Source organism: Kosakonia beeri (genome assembly GCF_054165705.1).
Genome location: NZ_CM135106.1, coordinates 4579883 through 4605613 on the forward strand (window position 1 = coordinate 4579883; position 25731 = coordinate 4605613).

At 53.8% G+C, this 25731-nt stretch carries 22 protein-coding genes and 1 riboswitch; of the genes, 11 read left to right on the plus strand and 11 right to left on the minus strand.

Going from position 1 to position 25731, the window contains the following annotated elements; all coding sequences use genetic code 11:
• Positions 1 to 77: 77 nt before the first annotated feature.
• Both malF and malG read left to right on the plus strand, forming a co-directional pair.
• Positions 78 to 1622: a maltose ABC transporter permease MalF gene (gene malF / locus ACUY4S_RS21680; RefSeq protein WP_312690450.1), complete on the plus strand. Its 1545-nt coding sequence runs from the start codon at positions 78 to 80 to the stop codon at positions 1620 to 1622.
• A 14-nt stretch (positions 1623 to 1636) separates the two neighbouring features.
• On the plus strand, positions 1637 to 2527 hold the full coding sequence (gene malG / locus ACUY4S_RS21685; RefSeq protein WP_312690452.1) for a maltose ABC transporter permease MalG: 891 nt from the start codon (positions 1637 to 1639) through the stop codon (positions 2525 to 2527).
• A 213-nt stretch (positions 2528 to 2740) separates the two neighbouring features.
• Here the strand turns inward: malG and psiE are convergent, their stop codons facing one another.
• The gene (psiE, locus tag ACUY4S_RS21690) at positions 2741 to 3151 is read right to left on the minus strand and encodes a phosphate-starvation-inducible protein PsiE (protein WP_312690454.1); all 411 of its coding nucleotides are present in this window, start codon (positions 3149 to 3151) and stop codon (positions 2741 to 2743) included.
• Positions 3152 to 3287: 136 nt separating this feature from the next.
• Here psiE and ACUY4S_RS21695 point away from each other — a divergent pair, with 136 nt between their 5' ends.
• Entirely contained in the window at positions 3288 to 3797 is a 510-nt protein-coding gene (locus tag ACUY4S_RS21695; protein WP_312690456.1) for a GNAT family N-acetyltransferase, read from the plus strand.
• A 9-nt stretch (positions 3798 to 3806) separates the two neighbouring features.
• Positions 3807 to 4259 carry an acyltransferase gene (locus ACUY4S_RS21700; RefSeq protein WP_458022772.1) on the plus strand — a complete coding sequence of 151 codons (453 nt, stop codon included), beginning with the start codon at positions 3807 to 3809 and terminating at the stop codon, positions 4257 to 4259.
• A gap of 31 nt (positions 4260 to 4290) precedes the next feature.
• On the opposite strand, the gene ACUY4S_RS21705 is transcribed toward ACUY4S_RS21700, so the two are convergent.
• The 5 genes from ACUY4S_RS21705 to pgi all read right to left on the minus strand — a co-directional run bounded on the left by ACUY4S_RS21705 (position 4291) and on the right by pgi (position 10171).
• Complete coding sequence (locus tag ACUY4S_RS21705; RefSeq protein WP_458022771.1) at positions 4291 to 6387, minus strand: YjbH domain-containing protein; 2097 nt, start codon at positions 6385 to 6387, stop codon at positions 4291 to 4293.
• A gap of 2 nt (positions 6388 to 6389) precedes the next feature.
• Positions 6390 to 7127: a capsule biosynthesis GfcC family protein gene (locus ACUY4S_RS21710; protein WP_458022770.1), complete on the minus strand. Its 738-nt coding sequence runs from the start codon at positions 7125 to 7127 to the stop codon at positions 6390 to 6392.
• Entirely contained in the window at positions 7127 to 7777 is a 651-nt protein-coding gene (locus ACUY4S_RS21715) for a YjbF family lipoprotein (RefSeq protein ID WP_312690464.1), read from the minus strand. Before ACUY4S_RS21715 ends, ACUY4S_RS21710 begins: the two co-directional genes overlap by 1 nt.
• Before the next feature lie 64 nt (positions 7778 to 7841).
• Entirely contained in the window at positions 7842 to 8084 is a 243-nt protein-coding gene (yjbE, locus tag ACUY4S_RS21720; protein WP_312690466.1) for an exopolysaccharide production protein YjbE, read from the minus strand.
• Between the two features lie 437 nt (positions 8085 to 8521).
• The gene (gene pgi / locus ACUY4S_RS21725; RefSeq protein WP_312690468.1) at positions 8522 to 10171 is read right to left on the minus strand and encodes a glucose-6-phosphate isomerase; all 1650 of its coding nucleotides are present in this window, start codon (positions 10169 to 10171) and stop codon (positions 8522 to 8524) included.
• A 667-nt stretch (positions 10172 to 10838) separates the two neighbouring features.
• Positions 10839 to 11034, plus strand: a riboswitch (Lysine riboswitch).
• 92 nt (positions 11035 to 11126) lie between these two features.
• On the opposite strand from pgi, the gene lysC reads away from it, so the two are divergent.
• A complete protein-coding gene (gene lysC / locus ACUY4S_RS21730; RefSeq protein WP_312690469.1) occupies positions 11127 to 12476 on the plus strand; it encodes a lysine-sensitive aspartokinase 3 in 1350 nt (449 codons plus the stop codon).
• Positions 12477 to 12555: 79 nt separating this feature from the next.
• On the opposite strand, the gene ACUY4S_RS21735 is transcribed toward lysC, so the two are convergent.
• From ACUY4S_RS21735 to ACUY4S_RS21745, 3 genes are read right to left on the minus strand one after another with little or no spacing between them, the layout of a single operon-like run.
• Positions 12556 to 13341, minus strand: a complete 786-nt coding sequence (locus ACUY4S_RS21735; protein ID WP_312690470.1) for a nucleotidyltransferase domain-containing protein — start codon at positions 13339 to 13341, stop codon at positions 12556 to 12558.
• 5 nt (positions 13342 to 13346) lie between these two features.
• Positions 13347 to 14573 carry an RtcB family protein gene (locus ACUY4S_RS21740; protein ID WP_312690518.1) on the minus strand — a complete coding sequence of 409 codons (1227 nt, stop codon included), beginning with the start codon at positions 14571 to 14573 and terminating at the stop codon, positions 13347 to 13349.
• On the minus strand, positions 14563 to 15705 hold the full coding sequence (locus ACUY4S_RS21745) for a slipin family protein (RefSeq protein ID WP_312690472.1): 1143 nt from the start codon (positions 15703 to 15705) through the stop codon (positions 14563 to 14565). Before ACUY4S_RS21745 ends, ACUY4S_RS21740 begins: the two co-directional genes overlap by 11 nt.
• Positions 15706 to 16177: 472 nt before the next feature.
• Here ACUY4S_RS21745 and rtcR point away from each other — a divergent pair, with 472 nt between their 5' ends.
• The 6 genes from rtcR to ACUY4S_RS21775 all read left to right on the plus strand — a co-directional run bounded on the left by rtcR (position 16178) and on the right by ACUY4S_RS21775 (position 23008).
• On the plus strand, positions 16178 to 17767 hold the full coding sequence (gene rtcR / locus ACUY4S_RS21750) for an RNA repair transcriptional activator RtcR (RefSeq protein WP_458023563.1): 1590 nt from the start codon (positions 16178 to 16180) through the stop codon (positions 17765 to 17767).
• Between the two features lie 122 nt (positions 17768 to 17889).
• Complete coding sequence (gene panS, locus ACUY4S_RS21755; protein WP_458023560.1) at positions 17890 to 18831, plus strand: ketopantoate/pantoate/pantothenate transporter PanS; 942 nt, start codon at positions 17890 to 17892, stop codon at positions 18829 to 18831.
• A gap of 156 nt (positions 18832 to 18987) precedes the next feature.
• On the plus strand, positions 18988 to 19767 hold the full coding sequence (locus tag ACUY4S_RS21760) for a BPL-N domain-containing protein (protein WP_458023559.1): 780 nt from the start codon (positions 18988 to 18990) through the stop codon (positions 19765 to 19767).
• 214 nt (positions 19768 to 19981) lie between these two features.
• On the plus strand, positions 19982 to 21286 hold the full coding sequence (locus ACUY4S_RS21765) for a methyl-accepting chemotaxis protein (protein ID WP_409429818.1): 1305 nt from the start codon (positions 19982 to 19984) through the stop codon (positions 21284 to 21286).
• Between the two features lie 403 nt (positions 21287 to 21689).
• Complete coding sequence (locus ACUY4S_RS21770) at positions 21690 to 22589, plus strand: GNAT family N-acetyltransferase (protein ID WP_312690480.1); 900 nt, start codon at positions 21690 to 21692, stop codon at positions 22587 to 22589.
• A gap of 146 nt (positions 22590 to 22735) precedes the next feature.
• Entirely contained in the window at positions 22736 to 23008 is a 273-nt protein-coding gene (locus ACUY4S_RS21775) for a YjbD family protein (protein ID WP_458023558.1), read from the plus strand.
• Here the strand turns inward: ACUY4S_RS21775 and rluF are convergent, their stop codons facing one another.
• Together rluF and ACUY4S_RS21785 are read right to left on the minus strand one after the other, a co-directional pair.
• Positions 23009 to 23875, minus strand: coding sequence for a 23S rRNA pseudouridine(2604) synthase RluF (rluF, locus tag ACUY4S_RS21780; protein ID WP_312690483.1), 867 nt, complete (start codon positions 23873 to 23875; stop codon positions 23009 to 23011).
• A 135-nt stretch (positions 23876 to 24010) separates the two neighbouring features.
• The gene (locus ACUY4S_RS21785) at positions 24011 to 25642 is read right to left on the minus strand and encodes a Na/Pi cotransporter family protein (protein ID WP_312690485.1); all 1632 of its coding nucleotides are present in this window, start codon (positions 25640 to 25642) and stop codon (positions 24011 to 24013) included.
• Positions 25643 to 25731 lie beyond the last annotated feature (89 nt).

Sequence of the window (25731 nt, forward strand, 5' to 3'; positions counted from 1 at the left end):
CAGGTGGCGCGGCGGGCAGGCCAGAGAAGCGCCGCGCCACCTGTCACTCGTTTTCATCGTTGTAAAAGGATGTTCCCATGGATGTTGTAAGAAAACGCCACTGGTGGCAAAGCCCGAAAATCGCCTGGGCCGCCATTACCCTTACCGGGCTTCTGGTGGCTTACCTTGTCGTCTTGATGTATGCCCAGGGGGAATACCTTTTTGCCATCACCACCTTGATCCTCAGTTCCGCAGGTCTGTATATCTTTGCAAACCGGAAGGCCTACGCCTGGCGTTATGTTTACCCAGGGGTAGCAGGCATGGGGCTGTTTGTGCTATTCCCGTTGATTTGCACCATCGCCATCGCCTTTACCAACTACAGCAGCACCAACCAGCTTACCCAGGAGCGCGCGCAACAGGTGTTGCTCGATCGTTCTTATCAGGCAGGGAAAGCCTACAATTTCGGCCTTTATGCGTCGGGTGACGCATGGCAACTGGCGCTGACCGATAGCGACACCGGCAAACACTACCTTTCCGACGCGTTCAAACCCGGTGGCGAGCAGAAAATCACCTTAAAAGAGGTGAATGCCCTGCCCGACGGTGAGCGCGCGAACCTGCGTGTCATCACTCAGAATCGCCAGGCACTCAACCAGCTGACGGCCATTCTGCCGGACGAAAGCAAAGTGATCATGAGTTCACTGCGCCAGTTCTCCGGCACCCGCCCCCTGTATCAATTGAGCGACGACGGGGTGCTGACCAACAACCAGAGCGGTGCGAAATACCGCGCAAATAACGCTATCGGCTTTTTCCAGGCGATCAATGCCGACGGAAGCTGGGGCAGCGAAAAACTCAGCCCCGGTTATACCGTGACCATCGGCTGGGACAACTTTACCCGTGTCTTTACCGATGACGGTATCCAGAAGCCGTTTATCGCCATCTTTGTCTGGACGGTGGTGTTCTCTGTGCTGACCGTGGTGCTGACTGTTGCCGTTGGCATGGTACTGGCGTGCCTCGTCCAGTGGGAATCGCTTAAAGGGAAAGCCATTTATCGTGTACTGCTGATCCTGCCCTATGCAGTGCCGTCGTTTATCTCGATTCTGATCTTCAAAGGGTTATTCAACCAGAGCTTCGGCGAGATCAACATGATGCTGAGCGCGCTGTTTGGCATTAAACCCGCATGGTTTAGCGATCCCACTACGGCGCGGACCATGATCGTGATCGTTAATACCTGGCTCGGTTATCCCTACATGATGATCCTCTGTATGGGGCTGTTAAAAGCGATCCCTGACGATCTGTATGAAGCCTCGGCAATGGACGGCGCCGGACCGTTGCAAAACTTTTTCCGCATCACCTTACCGCTGCTGATCAAACCGCTCACACCGTTGATGATCGCCAGCTTCGCCTTTAACTTTAATAACTTTGTGTTGATCCAGTTGCTGACTAACGGCGGCCCGGATCGCATTGGCACCACCACGCCTGCGGGCTATACCGATCTGCTGGTGAGCTACACCTACCGCATTGCCTTTGAAGGCGGCGGTGGTCAGGACTTTGGGCTTGCTGCCGCGATCGCCACGCTGATTTTCCTGCTGGTCGGTCTGCTGGCTATCGTCAACCTGAAAGCAACCCGCATGAAATTTGATTAAGGAGGACGACGCAAATGGCTATGGTGCAGGCGAAATCGCAAAAAGTGCGACTATTGGTTACTCACTTGTTATTGCTGGTATTTATTGCCGCCATTATGTTCCCGTTACTGATGGTGGTCGCTATTTCGCTGCGTGAAGGTAACTTTGCGACTGGCAGCCTGATTCCGGAAACTATTTCCTGGGAACACTGGCGTCTGGCGCTGGGCTTTAGCGTGGAGCACGCCGATGGCCGCGTTACCCCACCGCCGTTCCCGGTGCTGCTGTGGCTGTGGAACTCGGTGAAAATCGCCGGAATTACCGCCGTGGGGATTGTTGCGCTATCCACCACCTGCGCCTACGCTTTTGCGCGTATGCGTTTTGCCGGTAAAGCCACGCTGTTAAAGAGCATGCTGATTTTCCAGATGTTCCCGGCGGTGCTGTCGCTGGTGGCGTTATATGCGTTGTTTGATCGCCTCGGTCAGTACATTCCCTTTATCGGGTTGAATACGCATGGTGGGGTGATCTTTGCCTATCTAGGCGGGATCGCGCTGCATGTGTGGACGATCAAAGGCTATTTCGAAACCATCGACAACTCGCTGGAAGAGGCCGCCGCCCTGGATGGCGCAACCCCGTGGCAGGCCTTTCGCCTGGTGCTATTGCCGCTGTCGGTGCCAATCCTGGCGGTGGTGTTTATTTTGTCGTTTATTGCGGCCATTACCGAAGTTCCTGTCGCCTCGCTACTGCTGCGCGACGTCGACAGTTACACGCTGGCCGTGGGGATGCAGCAATATCTCAACCCGCAGAACTATCTGTGGGGAGATTTTGCAGCAGCGGCGGTGTTGTCCGCCATTCCGATTACCGTGGTCTTTTTACTTGCGCAGCGCTGGCTGGTTAATGGCCTGACAGCAGGCGGCGTGAAAGGTTAAGTTTCATCGTTGTTATTACGCCCTGAAGATGTCGGGTGAGAGCAAGGCGGCGACGGTATTAATCCCTGAAGCTGATTAACGTCAGTAGCGGGGTAAATAACGGGAGCCACCACCGCTGTCACCCGAACGATGACGGGCGATGCCACTGCACCCTCAACTTGTATGATCCTAACTTGTGACTGTTGTTTGGCGATCCCCCGGATCGCCGTTTTTTTATTCGCGCTTCAGCCGTTTTGAGTTGCACAACCACAAGGTGATCACCAGCAGCAGGATCGCTGCAGAGTAGATCAGCACATCCATCGGCGACTGGTGATCGACAATGATCAACCGTACGATCGCGGTTATACCGATGTAAATAAAATAGCGCAGCGGGAAGTGAAAGCCGGACTGAAAATACTTCACGATCAAGGCAATAAACTCGAAGTAAAGGAAGTAAACGACCAGCCCTTCTACCAGTTCATATTTACTGGTTTGTACCGGCGCAAACAATACGTCCGCCAGGTGCAGCGTCTCTTTGCCCAGAAAGACGATTAGGATCAGGCCCAGACTTAACAAACCAAGGTTCAGCACGGTTTGTAAAAGGGTCGATACAAACTCAGCGCGGGGGCGAGTGAGCGATGTCATAGCGGCACCTCATTCTGGAGTAAGACCCTTTGTATAACGTAAAAATGTGATCTTGATCTACATTATTTGCTTATATTTTGTGACACAGCGTGATGACATGTTGCATCGGTAAATTTCACGCAGGGAGCCTTAAACAGTGCTGACTATACGTAAAGCCCGCCCGGACGACGCCGCGTTATTGAGTGAGATGGGCTATGCCAGCTATACCCACCACTTTGCGCATCTGTGGCATGAACAACAGGAGCTGCAGGATTTTTTGCAGCAGGAATACTCCCTTAACGCTTTACAGCAGAGCCTGCAAAGCCAGGCCAGTGAGTGGTTTGTCGCACTGAGTACCGTGCCGGCAGGCTTTGCCAAAGTCTCCTGGCACTGTGCCATAGAGGGCGAAACCCAGGCGGGTACGCTGCTGCATAAGCTCTACCTGCTGCCGGGAGAAACCCGCAAAGGTTATGGAGAACAGATGATTGCCGAAATAGAACGCATGGCGAAAAGCCGGGGCGAAACCTTTCTCTGGCTGGAAGTGCTGGACGCCAACCCGCAGGCTTACCGTTTTTATCTTCGCCAGGGCTTTACGCACATCAAAGATACCGTCTTCAGCACCCCCTCTCAGCAAAGCACTTTGCATATTCTGGGCAAAGCCATTTAAGGAGCGAAAATGGATCTCCGCCAGACCGCCGTGCGCAATGTTACCTGCGGCGAAAATGTCGTTATTTATCAACCGGCAAATCTGTATGACTGCACCCTTGGCGATGATGTGTTCATTGGCCCTTTTGTTGAAATTCAGAGCCATACACACATTGGCAGCGGCAGTAAAATTCAGTCACACAGCTTTATCTGCGAATACGTCACCCTCGGCGAGCGCTGTTTTATCGGCCACGGTGTGATGTTCGCTAACGATATGTTCCGCGACGGCAAACCCAATCCCGACCGCAAAAGCTGGGGGCGCATTGTGATTGGCAATGATGTGTCGATTGGCAGCGGCGCCACGATCCTGGCGGTGACGATTTGCGACGGAGCCGTTATTGGCGCAGGCAGCGTCGTGACCAAATCGATTAGCGAAAAAGGGGTGTATGCCGGGAATCCTGCGCGGTTACTGCGCAGGCTCTAACCCCTCTCCCGTAAGGGAGAGGGGCCAGGTATCACTGGAAGTTCAGTGTCTTATCGGTGGTCATATTATAGAGTTCAAACTTACGACCCAGTTTCTGGCCGCCATCACGCGTTAGCGGCGTCCAGCCGATACCTGCACGGCTGCGGGTCGCGCCAGTACTGAAGAGATCCAACGGTACAGAGATATACACGCCTTTGGTGAAATCCCCTTCCCCATACTGTGCCGCCGACACGTTCGTCAGGGTCGCGTATGCACCCACTACGACGCCACTGTCGAAGTGTTTTGAGATATCCAGCGTGCCGCCTTTATCTCCCGCCAGATACTGCCCGACGCTGGCTTTCACCAGTACATCCTGGGCAAACCACGGCGTCCAGTAAGTGGTGAAATGGCCGGTCTTCACGCTGTAGTCGGTGAACTTCATCATGTCCTGCGCGCTACGCCAGTCACGCTGTTTCACGTAGTTGGCATCAATACCGAACGCCCAGTTACTGTCTACCGGACGCCACAGCAGTTCAGCCCCTGCGCCGCCGTACATGGTCTCCAGATAACCGGCATACACCTGGCCATAGATGTCATTACCCAGGTACTGGAAGTAGTTGGCCTGCATGTTGTTAACGTACACATCGTTCTGCACGTATTCACGCACGCGGGTACGAACGCGCGGCAACGCCGAGTCCCTTGGCGGGTTGGTATAGTTGAATTTGTCGTAGTTATTGGCAAGGTTGGCAAACAGACTGCCGGTGGTCAGCAGGTGATCGGTCAGCCACCAGTCCGCTGTCGCCATCACACCAATCTGGTACATATAGAAGCCTTCCGGCCCACCAAGAGACTGGTTAAGCACCGGATCGATGTGGAAACCAAAACTGGCCTTATCCATGTACCAGCCTTGCTCTGTATTTTCCGGAACAATCGGCGTCACACGTTTTTGCGCCAGCACGGTATCATGACCCAGCGTTTCGCCTTCAAGGTGGCCTTTCAGGCTGGCGACATCCGTTTCGGTCGTCACCTGCGGCAGGTTCAGGCGATTTTGCGTCACGCGAATGGTACGAATGCCATCCGGCAAGTCGTTCATAATAATGCGGTTCGCACGCTCTATCCCTTCCTGCGTATTACGGTATTTCACCTGCTCGCCCGTCACATACAACGTATCGCCCTGAACCTGAATCTTCGGATCCGCCAGACCGGCATTATATTTCAGCAACGTAAGCTGATTGGCCACCACCGAGTGCTGCAGAATCGCATCCTGCGGCTGCGGCTGATACCGTGGACGCGGGTTGTCCCGGTAGGTGGGGCGCAGATTGTTGAAGTTGTTACGCAGGGTAAACCCAAACATCCAGGTATTCCCACGCTCATAGCTTAAATTGATGTCAGCCCAGTCGGTCACACGGTAGATAGCGCCAACGTTAAAGTTACTGCGCTGCGGCAGCTTACCGGCATAATCCTGCTGATAGTTGTTGCCTTCATATTCCAGTTTCAGGCGCAGCGGGTGCCAGGGCGTTTGATATTCCACACCGCCGAACAGCGATGCCGGGCCGCGAAACATTTGCGAAGTGTCGGTGGAACCTGCGGCTTTGTTGCTGTTATCACGGGTACAGAATTTTGCGTCGTAGGTACATAGCGGGTTTTTAATATTGCCGCTGGTCCCCAGGTAGCCCCAGCCAATACCGAGGGAAAAATCGAGCGGCCCCCAGTTTTTATTCGCTACCAGATATTCGCCATCAAACAGGCCAGTACCCCCAACGTCACGCGCCCCCACAGCCACCTGCGGCAACCAGTAACTTTCTTCCCACAACCGCACTTTTAAATCGAAGGCTTTATCTTTGTAGGATTGATCGCCGGAGAAGGCTTCAACCGAGCTGTATTTTCGCGTACGCACGTCGGTATAACGCAGCGTGGTTTCCAGCCAGGGCAGAAGCTGCACCGAAGCCGAATAGAAACGGTATTGATCATTGTCGCGGTAGTTAAGGCTAAGCTCACCTTCTGGCGCTACACGCGCCGTCGGGGTTTGCAACAGACCCACGCCGCCAAAATCCGACTGAGACGGGCCAACCGGGTCCGGAAACGTTTCGGCGTGACAGGCCGCGCTGACTCCCAGCGCCAACAAGCTTATTACAAACGATTTTTTCATTATTATTCCGGTATCCGATGCGTCAGGGACTCAAGAATGTCAGCGTTGAGCTCGTCATAAACGTTGTTCCACAGACCCGGTGCAAAGCCCACAAAAATGACGCTGCCAGGCATCGGCTCGACATGGCGTCGGTTCCAGTAAGCAACAGGCACTTTCTGCGTCAGGCCTGTGGGATAAACCACCCACGCATAGCTACGTTCGGCACCGCTCAGCAAGCTCATCTCATCCAGATAACTCACCACGTCCCGCCCTGGCGTGAACGGCTTTTTACCCGGACTGCTAATCAACCCCACCACCGTAATCGTGGTGGGTTGCGGCCCAACCCACAGGGAGTATTCGCCCTGCAGCGGACGGTTTGAGAGACGATGCAGACGAATATAATCCGGATCGAGCGGCACAATCTGACGCCCGGTGATTTTCATATCCTCTAACTGACGACGCAGAGAGATGATTGCCGCAGCATCGTCACCGCCTTCGTCGGCGGCAACCGTACTTAAGCGAGCCAGCAATGCCTGGTGGCGCGCCTGCTGTTCGACAGTTGCCTGACGTTCGCTCACCACCGCACCGGGCCACCAACTGTTCGCCAGCCGGGGCTGCCCGACCAGGTCACTTAAGTGTTCGGCATTAGTGAGTTTTTTCGGGCTGGCGTCTCCGGACATGTAAACATCCACACTGCCGGCTGCCAGAGCCAACGGTGAAAAGAGCGTTAAAAGCAGCGGAAGCAAAATACGTGTTTTCATTATTTTGCCGCCTTAATCAGGGTCATTCTCACCGGGAACCAGCCAGCACCCAGATATTGCACCGACTGGCGAATAAGCCCGTCCTCATCCACCCAATAGCGGTTGCGCCAGCTTTTCTGATCCGTGGTGACGTCTTCATCCAGAATGCGTACCGTCGTAACATCGCTGGCCACTTTGACAGTGTCCGTGCCGTTCCAGCGGAACTCAGAACGCGCAGTGGCGTAGCGTACCTGGCTGTGTTCGGTCCAGCCCATGGTGCGCGTCCAGCTGGCACCGTCCACAATCTGATTCGGTTTGGCGAGCGGGTCGGAACCCAGGTTATTCACTTCAATTAAGTTATCGCCGCCGAGCTTATCGCCGCCCAGCTGCGTTTTTACAATCCGTGAGTGCTGTGTCACAACAACGGCCTGATCCTGTGTCACCCATTTCTGCTGCCCGTTTTCTGCGAAAGCGAGCACCACAAACAACTGCGGGCCATCGTTAATCTGCATGTACTGGCTGGCGTAAGGCATATTCAGCAGTTCGTCATCCGTCAGATGAACACCAGGGGTACCAAACACACTATTCCAAAGCGACGTTCCCAGGCCTTTAATCGGGCCAGAACATGCCTGAAGGAGCAGGCAAAGCAAAATGATTCCAGGTCGCTTCACGACTCTTCTCCGAAAGGGGCGAAATAACCACACCGAAGTGTGGTTATAGTTAATGTCCCCGTGATTAACGGGTACTGGTTGTTGTGGTGGTCGTGGTTCCGGTGTTGGAGCCATCACCGCCACCGACTGCCGCAAGAGCGACACCCGCCGCAGAGCCTACGGTGCTGACGCTCGTCGCTGCAGAACTGCCTGCAGAGATAGAGGTCGCCGCCGACCCTGCTGCTTCACCGATTTGCACCGGTGCCGCGAAGGCAGACGTAGCCGCAAGTGCGGATATGGCAAAAATGCCATACAGGACTTTTTTCATATCAATTTCCCTTCATTGAATGAATGGAGATTTACCTGAAAAAGCTCAGGCGAGATCGAGTATACACAACTAAAGCAGATGAATTACGCCTCGGGAAATAGGCGGATGCGTTTTAGGAAAATTGGTATCTGGTGAGGTTTAAGAAAAGAATTGAAGAATAAATGTGATATTTATCAAATAATTAAATTATCACAGAAACATGACGCAATGAGGCTAGTCCTAAAATTTATAGCAATGATTGATGGCCTTGCTGCCATTTTCAGATAAACCTGATCAACCATTTCGCCATGAACAAATCCGCTCGTTCTTTATCATTTATCCGTAATAAAAATATCAATATTGGCTTTGCTTATATATGTCAAAGACAACGCCGCCAATATTTCTGGCGGCGTTTAATATACGGCAAAAAAAGCGCCGCCGGAGCGACGCTTTACCGATTAACCGCGCCAGGACTTGTAGCGGTTAATCAGGCCATTGGTTGAACTGTCGTGGCTGGAAACGGCGCTGGTATCGCCCAACTCCGGCAGAATGCGGTTCGCCAGCTGTTTACCCAGTTCAACCCCCCACTGATCAAAGGTGAAGATGTTGAGGATTGCGCCCTGAGTGAAGATTTTGTGCTCATACAGCGCAATCAACGCACCGAGGCTAAACGGGGTGATTTCGCGCAACAGGATAGAGTTGGTCGGGCGGTTGCCTTCAAAGACTTTGAACGGCACGACGTGATTCAGCTGAGCCGGATCTTTACCCTGATCGCGATACTCCTGCTCTACCACGTCGCGGGATTTACCGAACGCCAGCGCTTCGGTCTGAGCAAAGAAGTTAGACAGCAGCTTCTGATGATGATCGGAAAGCGCGTTATGGGTTTTTGCCGGGGCGATAAAATCGCACGGCACCATTTTGGTCCCCTGATGGATCAACTGATAGAACGCGTGCTGACCATTGGTGCCCGGTTCACCCCAGATAATAGGACCAGTCTGGTAATCCACCGCGTTGCCATTACGGTCAACGTACTTGCCGTTGGACTCCATGTTGCCCTGCTGGAAGTAAGCTGCAAAGCGGTGCATATACTGGTCATACGGCAGGATAGCTTCGGTTTCGGCACCAAAGAAGTTGTTGTACCAGATACCAATCAGCGCCAGCAGTACCGGCAGGTTTTTCTCAAGCGGAGTGGTGGAGAAGTGCTTGTCCATCGCGTGCGCACCGGAGAGCAGCTCCACGAAGTTGTCATAGCCCACAGAGAGAATGATCGACAGACCAATAGCGGACCACAAAGAGTAACGACCGCCAACCCAGTCCCAAAATTCGAACATGTTTGCAGTGTCGATACCAAACTCGCCCACCGCTTTCGCGTTGGTAGAGAGTGCCGCAAAGTGTTTCGCCACATGTTTATTATCACCCGCGGTTTTCAGGAACCAGTCACGCGCACTGTGGGCGTTGGTCATGGTTTCCTGCGTGGTGAACGTCTTAGAAGCCACCAGGAACAGGGTAGTTTCCGGGTTCACTTTTTTCAGCACTTCGGCGATATGGGTGCCGTCGACGTTAGAAACAAAGTGCATATTCAGATGGTTTTTGTACGGACGCAGCGCTTCGGTCACCATAAACGGGCCAAGGTCAGAACCGCCGATACCGATGTTCACCACGTCGGTGATCGGCTTGCCGGTGTAACCTTTCCACGCACCGGAGATGATCGCTTCAGAGAAGGATTTCATCTTCTCCAGCACCGCGTTCACTTCTGGCATAACGTCTTTGCCATCAACCACAATCGGGGTATTGCTACGGTTACGCAGCGCAACGTGCAGCACCGCGCGATCTTCCGTGCGGTTGATTTTCTCACCAGAGAACATGGACTTGATGGCGCCAGCCAGTTCTGTCTCTTTTGCCAGCGCCAGTAAGGCGTTCAGCGTCTCTTCGGTAATGCGGTTTTTGGAAAAATCCACCAGCATTAAATCGTCGAACGTTGCGGAAAACTTCGTGAAGCGATCATTATCTTTCGCGAAAAGATCAGCGATCGTAACGTCCTTCATGTCAGCGTAATGTTTCTGTAATGCCTGCCAGGCAGAGGTCTGCGTTGGATTGATGTTTTTCATAGCAATACTCTTCTGATTTGAGAATTGTGACTGCGGTCGATTGTAGCGCCTGCCAGGGAAAATTGTGATGGTTTTTGTTTCGCACCCGGTGCGCAATGCGCAAAACGGCCGCAATAAGCGGGACATTTGCACACAACATAAGGCATTTTACTGATCCCCAAAGCACCATGAAAAATCCGCATAATCCCGTCGTTGACAGCGTACCCGCTGACGCTTTATTTATAACGGCACACTCCGCGCGTACGCGGCGTAAATTGAGTTGTATTACCGAGCCGTAAAAGGCAAAGGTACTTATTACCAGCGCATTTCGTCAGCAGCAAGGCGGCAACTGAGCGCATCTCCAGGAACTTACATCGGTAAGTGACTGGGGTAAGCGAAGGCAGCCAACACCGCTGCGGCGCGAAAGGCGAAGGTACTTATTACCAAAGCATTTCGTGTTGCAGCAAGGCGGCAACTGAGCGCATCTCCAGGAACTTACATCGGTAAGTGACTGGGGTAAGCGAAGGCAGCCAACACCGCTGCGGCGCGAAAGGCAAAGGTACTTATTACCAAAGCATTTCGCGTTGCAGCAAGGCGGCAACTGAGCGCATCTCCAGGAACTTACATCGGTAAGTGACTGGGGTAAGCGAAGGCAGCCAACACCGCTGCGGCGCGAAAGGCGAAGGTAATAGCCAGAAGAGGCGCGTTGCCCAGGTACACGGTGTTCGAAGTGCCAGACTAAAGACGACACCTGAGGGGGAGCAACGCCGAGATAACAACACGCCAGGCAGCGCTTGTTATCGGCTACAGAGGCTGAATCCTCTGGGTTGTCACCAGAAACGTTCCCAGTCGGGCGTTTCGCAAGGTGGAGCACTTCTGGGGAAAACGTAGTTGCTTTGATATCTGCGCCCACCCCGTTTTTCGCTCTTCCCTTGTGCCATGGCTGAAATAGTGGATCCCCTGACACGAGGTTGTTATGTCTAATTTAGTTGTCGCCAAATTCGGCGGCACCAGCGTTGCCAATTACGATGCCATGAACCGCAGTGCGGACGTGGTCCTGTCCGATTCACAGGTACGCCTGGTGGTGCTTTCTGCTTCCGCTGGCGTGACGAATCTGCTGGTCGCTCTGGCAGAAGGCCTGGAAGCCAGCGAGCGTTTCGTCAAGCTCGACGCCATTCGCAAAATTCAGTTTGATATCCTCGAACAGCTCTCGAACCCGGATGTGATCCGTGAAGAGATCGAACGCCTGCTGGAAAATATCACCACACTCGCCGAAGCGGCCTCTCTGGCAACCTCTACCGCGTTGACCGACGAACTGGTTAGCCACGGGGAGTTGATGTCGACCCTGCTGTTTGTTGAAGTGCTGCGCGAACGTAACGTGCAGGCACAGTGGTTTGACGTGCGCAAAGTGATGCGCACCAGCGATCGTTTCGGCCGTGCCGAGCCGGATGTTGCCGCACTGGCGGAACTGGCCTCTGCGCAACTGGCTCCACGCCTTAGCGACAGCCTGGTCGTGACACAAGGGTTTATTGGTAGCGAGGCCAAAGGGCGCACCACCACGCTGGGCCGCGGCGGTAGCGACTACACCGCCGCCCTGCTGGGTGAAGCGCTGCACGCCACGCGCGTGGATATCTGGACGGACGTGCCTGGCATCTACACCACCGATCCTCGCGTGGTGCCAGCGGCAAAACGCATTGATGAAATCGCCTTTGAAGAAGCAGCAGAGATGGCGACCTTTGGCGCGAAAGTGCTGCATCCTGCCACATTGTTGCCAGCTGTTCGCAGCGACATTCCGGTGTTTGTTGGCTCCAGTAAAGATCCTAAAGCGGGCGGCACACTGGTCTGCAATAAAACGACCAATCCACCGCTGTTCCGTGCCCTGGCGTTGCGCCGCAAACAGACGCTGCTGACGCTACACAGCCTCAATATGTTGCACTCCCGTGGTTTCCTGGCAGAGGTGTTCGGCATTCTGGCGCGGCACAATATCTCCGTTGACCTTATCACCACGTCCGAAGTCAGCGTCGCACTGACGCTGGATACCACCGGATCCACCTCAACGGGTGATACTTTGCTGACGCAGGCGCTGCTAACCGAGCTGTCGTCATTGTGCCGCGTGGAAGTGGAAGAGAACCTGGCGCTGGTTGCGCTGATCGGCAACGATTTGTCGAAAGCCTGCGGCGTGGGTAAAGAGGTCTTTGGGGTGCTGGATCCGTTTAATATCCGCATGATCTGCTACGGTGCCTCCAGCCATAACCTGTGCTTCCTTGTGCCGGGGGCAGAAGCCGAGCAGGTGGTGCAGAAGTTGCACCATAATCTGTTCGAGTAAGCCTTGCCGGATAATGGTTTTGCTTTATCTGGCCTGCGCAGACTGCAGGCCAGATAAGCTCAACACGCCATACCTTACGTCATGCCATTACCGTCTGATACAGCAACCGATCGAGTTCGCTTACCTTACCGCTACGGCTTTCCGGCAGCGTTTCCGGCTCTTCGCCTCGCGCCAGCTCATGCTGGATAAAGGCATGCAACAGTGGCCGACGCGCGCCATATTGCGCCTCTCCTGCCCGCTGTTTTATCGCTAACAGGTCGTCGATTTCCGCGCGTAATGGCATGCCCAAATCGCTACCGTCCAGCAAAGTGGCAAAACGCATCGGCGGCATGCCTTTTCCGGCTTCTATCCATCGCACGGCCAACAACGGGCGCAGCACGTAGAAGTATTTCTTGAGCCGTACCTGCTCATCCTGCAAATAGTCGCGAAAGTTTTTCTTTGCCATCGAATAGTAATGCCAGCGTGCTCTCACCGGGGAGAACCAGTGCGGCACCTGAGCACGCAGCGCGGCCAGCGTGGCGTCATCCTGCAGGTAAACAACCGGCGAATCCAGCCACTCTATCAGGGTCGGGTTGGCCCCCTTCAGCAACCCCAGCGCTTTTCGCCACTCCCAGCCGCACACGTCCAGTTCAGCGTCTATGGGCAGCTCTATCACATCACGTTGTGGTTCAACGCGCAGGTACCACTGCGGTTGATGCACATATAAAAAACGCACATCGTAGTCGCTGTCCGGGGAGGCAAAGCCCCACCCGCGACTGCCGGATTCGCAGGCATACAGCACTTTCACGCCATATTTCTGCTCAACCTCGTGTAAAACCTGCCGCACACGCTCGCGCATTGCGGCATCAACACTGTGAAACGCCATACCTTTTATCCTTTTACACACACCACCTGGCGCAGGGTATGCACCACTTCCACCAGCGAGGCTTGCGCCGTCATCACGGCATCAATATCTTTATAAGCCATGGGGATCTCATCGATCACATCGCTATCTTTGCGGCATTCCACATGCGCCGTTGCACGGATCTGGTCTTCTACGGTAAAGCGTTTCTTTGCTGCCGTACGGCTCATTGTTCGACCTGCGCCGTGGCTGCACGAACAGAAGCTCTCTTCATTTCCCAGACCGCGCACGATAAAGCTCTTTGCGCCCATCGAACCAGGAATAATACCCATCTGGCCTTTCTGAGCGGAAACCGCCCCTTTACGCGTCACCAGGATCTCTTCACCAAAGTGCGTCTCTTTTTGCACATAGTTATGGTGGCAATTGACGGCTTCCTGCTGCGTCATAAACGGTTTGCTGACAATGCGCGACAGCGCAGCAAGCACGCGCGACATCATCACTTCGCGGTTATGACGGGCAAAATCTTGCGCCCATTCCACCGCCTCCAGGTAGTCGTCGTAATGCTGACTCCCTTCCTGGAAGTAGGCCAGGTTTCGGTCCGGCAGGTTGGCGATATGCTGCTGCATATCCTGCTGGGCCAGCGTGATAAACACATTGCCAATGGCATTCCCCACGCCACGCGAACCGCTGTGCAACATCACCCATACCCGCTGTTGCTCATCCAGGCACACTTCAATGAAGTGGTTACCGGTACCCAATGTTCCCAGGTGCTGGTAGTTATTGGTTTTTACCAATCCGGGATATTTATCCGTCAATCGCTTAAAGCGCGGCGCCAGTTGCGCCCAGTGGTTATCCACTTCCTCTGGCGGTGTTTCCCACGCCCCTTTATCACGTTTCGATCGGTTAACTGAACGCCCGTGCGGCACCGCCTGCTCAATGGCGCTACGCAACCCGCTCAGGTTATCCGGCAGATCGTTTGCCAGCAGCGACGTGCGTACGGCAATCATTCCACAGCCAATATCCACGCCAACCGCCGCCGGGATAATCGCCCCTTTGGTCGGGATCACGCTGCCAATGGTCGAGCCTTTCCCGAGATGGACATCCGGCATTACCGCCAGATGTTTGAAGATAAATGGCATTTTGGCTGTATTCAGCAACTGGTCGCGCGCCTCCGGCTCCACCGGTACGCCGTGCGTCCACATTTTTACTGGCGCGGTATTGGCCTGCGCCAGCAGTTGATAATCGTTATGCTGCATCATGATTTCCTTTAATATTCACAAGGCCGTGCAATACCTGGTCCAGACCACCGAAGACCGAGATCTTATCGATGCGTTCCGCCACACGCTCCAGGGTTTCCATCTCTTTCAGTCGCAGGGCGACCGGGTTGCTTTCCATTACTTTCGCCGTGTTCAGCAAGGAACGAGTGGCGGCGGTCTCCTCCCGACGGCGGATCACGTTGGCCTGCGCCGTTTTTTCTGCTTCGACCAGGCGAGACAAAATGGCTTTCATCTCACCAGGCAGAATGATGTCTTTCACCCCCAGCGATGCCACTTCAATGCCAAACGCCGCCATGCGGTTCGCTACCTGCAGGCTCACCACATCATCAATAATCTGCTTGTCTTCCAACAGTTCATCCAGCGTGCGGGTACCCACCGCTTCACGCAGCGCAAATTGCAACTCGCGGTAGAGGTGATCCAGTGGTTTACTCAACTGCGCAAATGCGCTCAGCACGTCGGTATAACGCCAGTTCGCCGCCAGGTTCAGACGCAACGTGACTTTGTCTTTCGTCAGGATCTCCTGACCGCTCACTTCAAGTACCTGCAAACGCAGATCCACCACTTCGGCCTCAACCAGATGGTTCACTTTCCAGTAGCCGCTTAACCCAGCCGGTAACAGCGCCTGCGTGACGCCATCAACTTTCAGCACCCCGGCATGCCAGGCCGGCACCTGCACCGCCAGAATTGCGTCGCGCCCTTTTACCGTCGCGCCACGTTTTGGTTGTAACACTGCATTGAGGATCTCTGCGGGCACGCTCACATCACGGGTGCTCATGCGCACCAACTTCAGGGTGTCATCCGCTTTCCAGTACAGACGGCGCGTCGACGGCGGCAAAATCTCCTGCAGTGCGCCGTTCAGATACAGCGCGCCCGCTTCATCATCCTGCATATCCGCAACCAGGCAAAAACGGTCTACCCATTCCGGCTGAAAGCGGCGCAAATACTCCGCCAGCCCTTCGGCTACTTCGCTGCCGTCAATATTGACCACCAGCACCTGGGGTTTATTGAACCACGGCAGGCGGTGTTCTCCGGCTTCCAGCACCGCGTAGTAGTCGCCCTCTTTTGCCAGTAAACCTAACTGACCTTTACGTATTGTGATTTTATTGGTCATAACGCTTTCCTTAAATTGTTTTGCCTTAACGACCGCGGATGCAGGGGCGAAACCACAGGGGAAACACTGTTTTGCCTGCGGCCCGGCGCCGTTACCGGCGGTCGTCGGGGGTAGCCCTGAACAACGGGCTACCGGGTACTGCATCATGGTTATCTGCATAGATAATTGGTTGCGATTCGGGATTCGAACCCGAGAGAAAACCGACTTCTCGCATAGGTCTTTCCACTGACGGAACGCCCCTGCGGAAAACGACACTCGCCGTTCCCGGTGCGCCGGCGGGTAAACAACTCCCTGCTAACCAGTGTGCTGACAGGATAGTTATTGCCAGAAGCGTGCCAAAATAAAAAAAATGGTGCGTTATTTTTCTTAATTAATTGAATATTAATATTTTTATTTTTCTAACTGATTAACTGCATTGCAGCGGAAGACATTCTTTTTTATCCTTTATTATCGCTTTTTATCTTTTGGGATAATCATGAAACGTCGGGTAGTGATTGGTGTTCTCGGTACCGTGCTGGATAAGCGCGGTAAAAGACAGAATCGTTTTCGCAAATGGCGACCCACTGTCGGCCTGTGTCAACAACCGGACTTGCCGGTGGACCGGCTGGAGTTGCTGCACCAACCACGCGATGAAGGGCTGGCCCAGCAGACCGCGGATGACATCACACAACTCTCCCCGCAGACTCAAGTGCGTAAGCATGCAGTGATGATTAAAAATCCGTGGGATTTCGAGGAGGTGTATGCCGCATTCCTCGATTTTGCGACCCACTACCCTTTCGACACCGAGAATGAAGAGTACCTGGTGCATATCACCACCGGGACGCACGTCGCGCAGATCTGCTGGTTCCTGCTGACCGAAGCGCGCTACCTTCCCGCCAGCCTGTTACAAACCGGCCCGGCGGCAAAAGGTGCGTCTGACGAGGCCATTGCTGCCGGTGTCTGTTCGGTCATCGACCTGGATTTGAGCCGCTACGCGACGCTGACCAGCCGTTTTCAGCGTGAACAGCAGCAGTCGGTGTCGTTTCTGAAATCCGGCATTGATACCCGCAATGCCACCTTTAACCGGCTGATCGATCAAATCGAGCGCGTCGCACTGCGATCGACTGCGCCGATCCTGCTGACCGGGCCAACTGGCGCCGGAAAGTCGTTTCTCGCCAAACGCATCTTCCAGTTGCGCCAGTCCCGGCACCTCGTGCAAGGGCGACTGGTCGCGGTGAACTGCGCCACGCTGCGCGGCGATAACGCCATGTCAACGCTGTTTGGCCATGTGAAGGGAGCATTTACCGGCGCGCAGCAGGCGCGTACCGGTTTGCTGCGCGAAGCCGATGGCGGCGTACTGTTTCTGGATGAGATTGCCGAACTGGGGCTGGATGAACAGGCTATGCTGCTGAAAGCCATTGAAGAAAAGACTTTTTTCCCATTCGGTTCTGATAAAGAGGTCCACAGCGACTTTCAACTGATCGCCGGGACGCACCGCAATATGCAACAGTGGGTCGAGGAAGGTCGCTTCCGCGAAGATCTCTTTGCCCGTATTAATATGTGGACTTTCGCGCTACCGGGGCTGGCTGAGCGCCGGGAAGATATCGCCCCCAATATTGAGTACGAACTGCAACGCTTCTCCGCTGAGCAACAAACACAAATCCGTTTTGATAAAGGCGCGCGCGAGCGCTATTTGAGTTTTGCGTGTTCACCGCATGCCGCCTGGCGCGGCAACTTCCGTGAGCTCAGCACCTCCATTGCACGCATGGCCACGCTGGCTGAGCAGGGGCGCATTACGGATGCGCTGGTTGACGAGGAGATTCAGCGGCTGGAGCATCACTGGCGCGGCGTACCGGTATCGGGATCGTCTGCGCTGGATTTCAGCACGCTCGATCTGTTCGATCAACGCCAGTTAGAAACGGTGATAGAAGTGTGCCGTCGATGCCAGACGTTGTCGGAAGCCGGACGTGAACTGTTTGCCGTTTCCCGGCAGAAAAAAGCCAACCCGAACGATGCCGATCGCCTGCGTAAATACCTTGCCCGCTTTGGCCTGAGCTGGGAGAGCCTGCACAGCGCAACATAAAACATCTTCATCATAATTTGTTTGAATAATATTCCTTAGCACGATAAACAATAACTATGGTCGGGCTCGATCCCGGCCTGTTTATAACAAAACACAACACAACGATCGCAAGGAATATCCCCATGCTCGCAACTCTCACGCGGCTGTTCCCGTTATGGGCACTGCTGCTCTCCGTTCTCGCTTACTTTTTCCCATCCACCTTTGTTGCTATTGGCCCGTGGGTCACGACGCTGCTGATGCTGATTATGTTCGGCATGGGTGTGCATCTGAAAATCGATGATTTTAAACGGGTCTTATCCCGCCCGGCACCGGTAGCTGCGGGGATTTTCTTGCACTATTTGGTGATGCCGTTGGCCGCATGGCTGCTGGCGCTGATTTTCAAAATGCCGCCCGACCTCTCCGCCGGGATGGTGCTTGTTGGCAGCGTTGCCAGTGGCACGGCGTCCAATGTAATGATTTTTCTGGCAAAAGGGGATGTTGCGTTGTCGGTGACCATCTCCTCTGTGTCGACGCTGGTTGGCGTGGTGGCGACACCGCTGCTGACACGCCTGTACGTGGATGCGCATGTTCAGGTCGATGTGATGGGCATGCTATTAAGTATTTTACAGATCGTGGTGATCCCCATTGGCCTGGGGCTGATTGTGCACCACCTGTTCCCTCGCCTGGTGAAAGCCGTTGAACCGTGGCTGCCCGCCTTTTCGATGGTCTGTATTCTTGCCATTATCAGCGCCGTGGTAGCGGGCTCTGCAGCGTATATTACGTCGGTTGGCCTGGTGGTGATCGCCGCCGTGATCCTGCATAACAGCATTGGGCTGCTCGGGGGTTACTGGGGCGGGCGGCTGTTTGGCTTCGATGAATCCACCTGCCGTACGCTGGCGATTGAAGTAGGCATGCAAAATTCAGGTCTGGCTGCCGCACTGGGTAAGATCTACTTCTCTCCGCTTGCTGCGCTGCCTGGCGCGCTGTTCTCCGTCTGGCACAATCTTTCCGGCTCGCTGCTGGCGGGTTACTGGTCTGGTAAACCGGTCGATCAGCGCAACATCGAAGCAGTAAAAGCGCGTTAATTCACGTGGGTTAATGCCGGATAACCGTGCGTTATCCGGCACCGTCATCGTCGTTTATCCTCTGGCTCCCTCCCAATGAGAGAGCGCTTTCATTTGCAGTTTTTGCCTTTCCTGTAGACAGTCATATTGTCTTTTTAAAAATTTTGGGACTACGCAATGAAATCTGAAGCCACGCCTTACAGACGCCGCCTGAATATTTTTATGCTGACTTCTGTGCTGATTGTCACCGTTGCAGGATATACGCCGACAACACACGCTGCAGACAGTAAACCTGTGAATATAGCGGTTTACAGAGGAGAAGCCGGTTGTGAGGGCTGCTCAGAAATGGTGGTCAAATCACTCGCTAAAACAGGTTTAAAACTGTCCATTAGCTACATAGGCGAGAACGAAAAGCTCAAGTTGAACCGCCACAACCTGAAAAATTTTGATTTGTATATTCAGCCCGGAGGCGGGCAGGACATCCCTGCAGCTTACGATGCGATAGGTGATGACGGCGCTGAAGCTATCCGTGATTTTGTGCGTTCTGGTAAAGGGTACCTTGGGCTGTGTATGGGTGCGTACCTGGCTGACAGAAACTGGATAGGGCTTATTAATGCCCCCCTTGACTCAGAGGTTGGCAGACCAGGTGCCGATGCCCACAACGAAGGGGATTACACGCTGTCGGTAAAATGGGATGGTAAGAAAGAATCTTTTTACTATCAGGATGGCCCCTTTCTGAGTAACAGCACTGGGAGCCCTGGCTATACCCCCATCGCTTATTACAACAATGGAGACGTTGCAATGGCGGCCTATGCCTATGGAAAAGGGAACGTTGTGCTTACCGGGCCTCATCCTGAAGCGGATGAGAGCTGGATTGATGCCAGTAAACCCGGCTACATCCCCGCACAAAGTAAAATGACACGCCTGCTGAATTATTTAGCCATCGCGAAAGAGTAACCTCGCGCACCGGCGGCTTGAATACCAGGGATTCGACAAGCGGGTTCATATTGAGCAAACGCGTGTACTTATTCTGAATAACTGCCCGTCGCTAAGGCGTCAGGCCAATTTTGCACAAAATAATAATCTGCAGCTATCGCAGCAATACATAACGCTGGCGGCAAGACTGCCGATAACCGGATCAGTCTAACTTTTTCCGGTAAAACTGATGCGTATGCCCTCCCTTAAACACATTTTTTCTCTGAGCCGCCTGCGTTCGTCCGCTTCCTATAACGCGCTGTGCAAGAACAAGCCTGTCATTGAATTCAGCCCGGAGGGGATAATACATAAGGCCAGCCCACTTTTTCTTTCCACTATGGGATACCGTGCTGATGAAATCATCGGTCATCACCATCGGATATTTTGCCCGCCTTCGCTGGTTAACTCCCCGGACTACAGCCAGTTCTGGCAGCGTCTCGCCAGGGGAGAAAGCTTTAGCGGCAAGTATCTGCGGCTTGCCAGGGGAAATCGTCCTGTATGGCTTGAAGCCAGTTATATCCCCGTGACCGATCGACGTGGCCGGGTGACAAGGGTCATTAAAATAGCGGCCGATATTTCAGAACGCGTACATGTCGCGCTTGAGCAGGAAGCCATCGTCAATGCTATTGGCCGCTCGATGGCGATCATCGCCTTTAACCCGGAAGGGGTCGTGCTCGAGGCAAATGAAAACTTCCTGAAGACCACGGGGTATAAACGGGAAGACGTTGTCGGTAAACATCACCGGCTGTTCTGTTCAGAAACACTTTATAAAAGTGACGAATACCGGCAGTTTTGGGAAAAGCTGAATCAGGGCGAGTTTTTTTCCGGCGAGTTTCCACGCCTTAACCGTCGGGGAGAGCCTCTGTGGCTCCGTGCAACCTATAACCCGGTCTTTAATAGCGACGGGCAGCTTTACAAAATCGTGAAGTTTGCGACAGATGTAACGGCACAGGTTCTGCGTAATCAGAGAGAGCAGGAAGCGGCAGTGCATGCATGGGATATGGCCGTGCAGACCCGTGGAAGCGCGCAGGCAGGTGCCAGTGTTATCGAAAACAGCATCCGGATGATTGACAGGATCGCGCAGGGGATGGGGGCCGTGTCGACCGATGTATCACGGCTTAATGATCAGTCTGACAGTATTGACGGTATGGTTGAAACCATCCGAAGCTTTGCCATGCAGACAAGACTGATTGCCCTGAATGCCGCGATTGAAGCGGCAAGGGCGGGTACCTACGGAAGAAGTTTTGCTGTTGTTGCGGCAGAAGTGCGTACGCTCGCCGCGAGCGTCAGTAGCGCGACCGAAGAAATTGAGCGGGTTGTGGCGAGCAACAATCAGCTGGCTAAAGAGGTGCTTAATGGCATTGAAAACAGCCTGATGAACACCACTGAAGGCGCTGCTCTCATGCGTGAAGCGGGTGAAGTAATCGCCAGCATTCAGGAAAATGCAGAAGGCGTTGTGAGTGCGGTGAATGATGTCGCCCAGTCTGTGAAAGCCGGTTAACGACAAACCGGCTCCGACAACCGGAATTATGTGCCTCGGCACCCCGCTTCAGCCCTTCTCATCCCGATTGGTGCGCAGCGGGGAAATGCCAGCTTTTTGCAGATAACCGAATGAGGTAGTCGCCAGATCAACAACAACATGTCCTCGACCACTGACAAAAAACTTTTTTGAATAATTGCCTGGCAACCACCTTTCGATGAGGGCTGCGTACAGCGTTCACCCGATCCCTTATTTTTCCTGAGTCAGAAAGGCGGGGGCTTTCCTGTCAGGTCCTCTAATGTCACGCTTCTGCCAGCGTTGCAAGGTGCCAGAAGTGGACTCTGTCGTTCCGAAAGCGGCTTGCTGTTTGAGCGAAAGGTAGGGCAATCTGTGGAGCCTGAACTGATACAGGGAACTATGCCAGATGGATATGATGCTAAAATTCATGCTCTCTCAGTATGCTGAACTGCCCGTGCCTCAGGACATCCTCCATAGCTGGCTTGAAAAATGGATTTCTGAGCAGGAAAAATACTGTGTGGATAGTACCTTTTCATCACGGTTCCCGTGGAAAGAAACTGGCTTACCACAGGCGTATTTTCTACAGCGAAAACTCAATATTGATGGCCAGCAGTTTCTTACTGGTCCGCGTTACCGTGGGGGCGATATCAACAGCCCTTTCATTGATATCGTCGCTTCAGACTCCAGCATCAATTGTTCTGTACTTAAATCTGTCTGCCAGGAGTGGGCGCAGCTAAAGCCACAGTACATTCGTATTCTCACGCCCGGCCACGAAAAAGTTCACGGTATAACAGACCAACTCATCTATGCAGCCTGGCTGTCTGGTGCTGCAGAATATGAGGATGACACAGTAACCCTGAGACTGGCTGAATACGCCGATTTTGAATGGTGTCGACAGGCTCTGATAGATGCCTATCAGCATGCGTTGTTAGCTATCCCAGCCTTAAGAGGCAACCTGTGCTCTGTCGATGACGAAGAGCTTAGCGATCATATTTCAGAAGGCGATGCGCATATTGTTTACGAAGAGGGAATTCGTGTCGGACTGATAATTTGCGAAAAAGGAGACGTCGCTTTTTTACGTGGTTACCGAATTTCTGAAGAGGTTATCCTTCCTGCCTTTCGCGGACGCTCTTTGGCTTCCCGGGCTCAACGCCTGCTTTGTCACCCTCTTTACCACGCCAGTCGGGAACCCATCCTGGTGACAGGAACTATCCTGCCGGAAAATTTACCGTCAATAAAGACAGCTGAAAAAGCGGGAAGGGCATGTATTCTCAGATACGCGTTTTTACCTGCGATTTATTGTTGACTAACTTGCCTGCAAACTGATTGTGTTAACGTTCACGCGTGGTACAAAACTGCCGATACGAGCCGCTTTCCGACATTGTGCATCCCGTGCATGCATGCTACGCCGGTATCACGTACACTCGTTGCACTTCCTGAGGAGAGAGTCCTATGGCACTGACCCGATTGACGCAAAAAGAGATGACGGAGAATGAGCAGCGGGAGCTGAAAACGCTGCTCGATCGCGCCCGCATCGCACACGGACGCCCGCTGAGTAATTCTGAAGCGAACCACGTAAAAAAAGAGTATATCGATAAGCTGATGGCGCAGCGCGAAGCGACTGCAAAGAAAGCCCGCCAGGTGAAAAAACAGCAGGCTTATAAACCGGATGAGAATGCCAGCTTCTCCTGGTCTGCTAACACGTCCACGCGCGGCAGGCGCTGATCAGCGCCCTTTCTTTTTCCGCCCAGGCTGGGTAAAGCGTTTCCCTGCGGGTTTGGCCCGGCTTTTCTCTTCAGGCCGGGCAGCTTTGGCAACGGGCTTCTTCGCCGCCGACTGCGGTTTCGCTTTGGCTTTCGGCTTCGCTTCGGACGATGAGTTTTCAATCAGTTTAAACAACGCAATCAGTTCATCATCGGTAAGGTCACGCCATTCTCCCGGCGGCAAGCCAGTCAGACTCACGTTCATAATGCGGGTACGCTCCAGCTTCGTGACCTCATAACCGAAGTGTTCGCACATGCGGCGGATTTGGCGGTTGAGCCCCTGAACCAGCGTAATACGGAAGCTAAACGGCGCTTCTTTTTTCACCTTACATTTTTTGGTTACCGTGCCGAGGATCGGCACGCCTGCCCCCATGCCACGAATAAATTCATCGGTCACGGGTTTATTAACCGTCACCAGGTACTCTTTTTCGTGGTCATTGCCGGCACGCAGGATTTTATTCACCAGGTCGCCGTGGTTGGTCAGGAAAATCAGCCCCTGTGAATCTTTGTCCAGGCGGCCAATCGGAAAAATACGGCTGCTGTGGTTCACAAAATCAACGATATTGTCTTTTTCGCCGTCTTCGGTGGTGCTCACAATGCCAACGGGTTTATTCAAGGCGATAAACACCAGATCTTCTTCGTTTCGCGGTTCGATAAGTTGACCATTGACCTTAACAACGTCACCGGCGACCACCTGATCGCCAATGCCGGCGCGCTTGCCGTTGATAAAGACATTTCCTTGTTCAATATAACGGTCAGCCTCGCGGCGTGAACAAATCCCGCTTTCGCTAATGTACTTGTTTAAACGTGTTGATTGAGCTGGCAGCATAAATTCTCCTGTAAAAGCGGAATATAACTGTCTTCGGGAGGAGATAAAAACGGATTTTAACACCGCAAATTGTGATTTGTGCACTAACCCAATGAAAGTGGGCTTTTAGCGCCGTGCCCGCCGACACGGCAGTTTTTAGTAGTCGTCGCGCTCGTCATCTTCATCCGGCTGCTCCAGCACACTGTAGGCCACTGAGCAGAACAGCGAGTTCAGACGTTTCATATCACCCAACAGGCCAAGATGCAGCGAACTGGTTTCAATACTCTGCACGTTCTGTTGATGCAAGCGGTCCACATGCGCGTGAGCATAGCGGCGGTTCATAATACGAAAGCGATGTTTGCTGCGGCGCAGACGGCGCGCGCTGGTCACATCGCTGGAGAAAAACACCGACATGGCAAGTTTCAGGTTCCCGACCAGGCGTTCGTGCAGGGCATCCAGCTCTTGCAGCCCTTCAAGGGAGAACGCACGCCGCGCCGCCAGTGATTTATCGGCAATTTCACTGCCCATTCGTTCGACAATGTCCGATGCCTGCTCGAGATTCAGCGACATTTCGATGATCTCCGCCCAGCGTTTAGACTCCTCTTCAGCCAGCTCCTCTTTGGGCATCCGCGCCAGATAAAGTTTGATAGCCGTATAAAGCACGTTGATGTCATCGGCTTGTTTGCGGAGCTCTTTTTCCTGCCGCGGCTGGCCGTGCATGACTTTATGTAGCCCTTCAAGCATCAACTCCATCGCATCTCCCATACGCAGGGTTTCTCGCGCGGCGTTGGCCAGCGCCAGCGTTGGGGTATCCAGCGCGCTGCTGTCGAGATGCTTCGGTTTCAGGCGGGCATCCAGTTCCGGCTCTTCACGAATAATACGTTTACAGAACTGCGCCATCGGCCCGGCAAACGGTACCATCACCAGGCAACGGATCAGGTTGTAGAAAACGTGGAAATAGATAACCAGCTCGGCTTCCGGCAACGGCAGTTTGTGCATCGTTCGCGCCAGCACATGCACAAAAGGCAGAATCATCAGGCTGCCTACCAGTTTAAACAACAGACTGCCCAGTGCCACACGGCGGGCGGCGGCATTAGCGGCGCTGTTATTGATCATGGCCAGCAGCCCCGAACCGAGGTTTGCGCCAATCACCAGACATAACGCCACCGGGAAAGAGATAATGCCTGCCGTGGTGAGCGTGGCGGTCAGCAACACGGCCGCCAGGCTGGAGTAACTGACAATGGCAAACACCGCGCCGATTAGCGCATCGAGCATAATGTCGCCGGTCAGCGAGGCAAAAATTACCTGCACGCCATTAGCCTGCGTGATCGGCGTTACCGCCTGCACAATCAGCTCCAGTGCCAGCAGGATCAAGCCAAGCCCGATACTCACCCGCCCCAATTGCCCTTCGCGGGTTTGTTTACGGCCAAGGAAGAAGATTACGCCAATAAATATCAGTAGTGGCGAGAGCCAGGAGAGATCAAAGGTGAGGATACGCGCCATCAGCGCGGTCCCGACATCTGCGCCCAGCACAATAACCAGCGCCGGGGTGAGCGCCACCAGATCCTGCGCCACAAACGATGTCACCAGCATTGTGGTCGCATTACTGCTCTGCACCAGCGCGGTGACGCCGATACCAGCACAGAAGGCGAGCGGTTTTTTCTCTACGCTACGGCTCAGGACAGTGCGCAGACGCGCGCCGAAAACACGCATCACGCCAGTACGGACAATATGCGTGCCCCATACCAGTAAGGACACCGCAGAGAGCAAATGAAGCAACGTCAGCACGGATTGAGGTTCTCCTTATCGTTATGCGTTGTGTTTTCCCCACCGGGGGAAGATCAACATTATGCGTTAAGTATAAGGTGTTAAAGCGC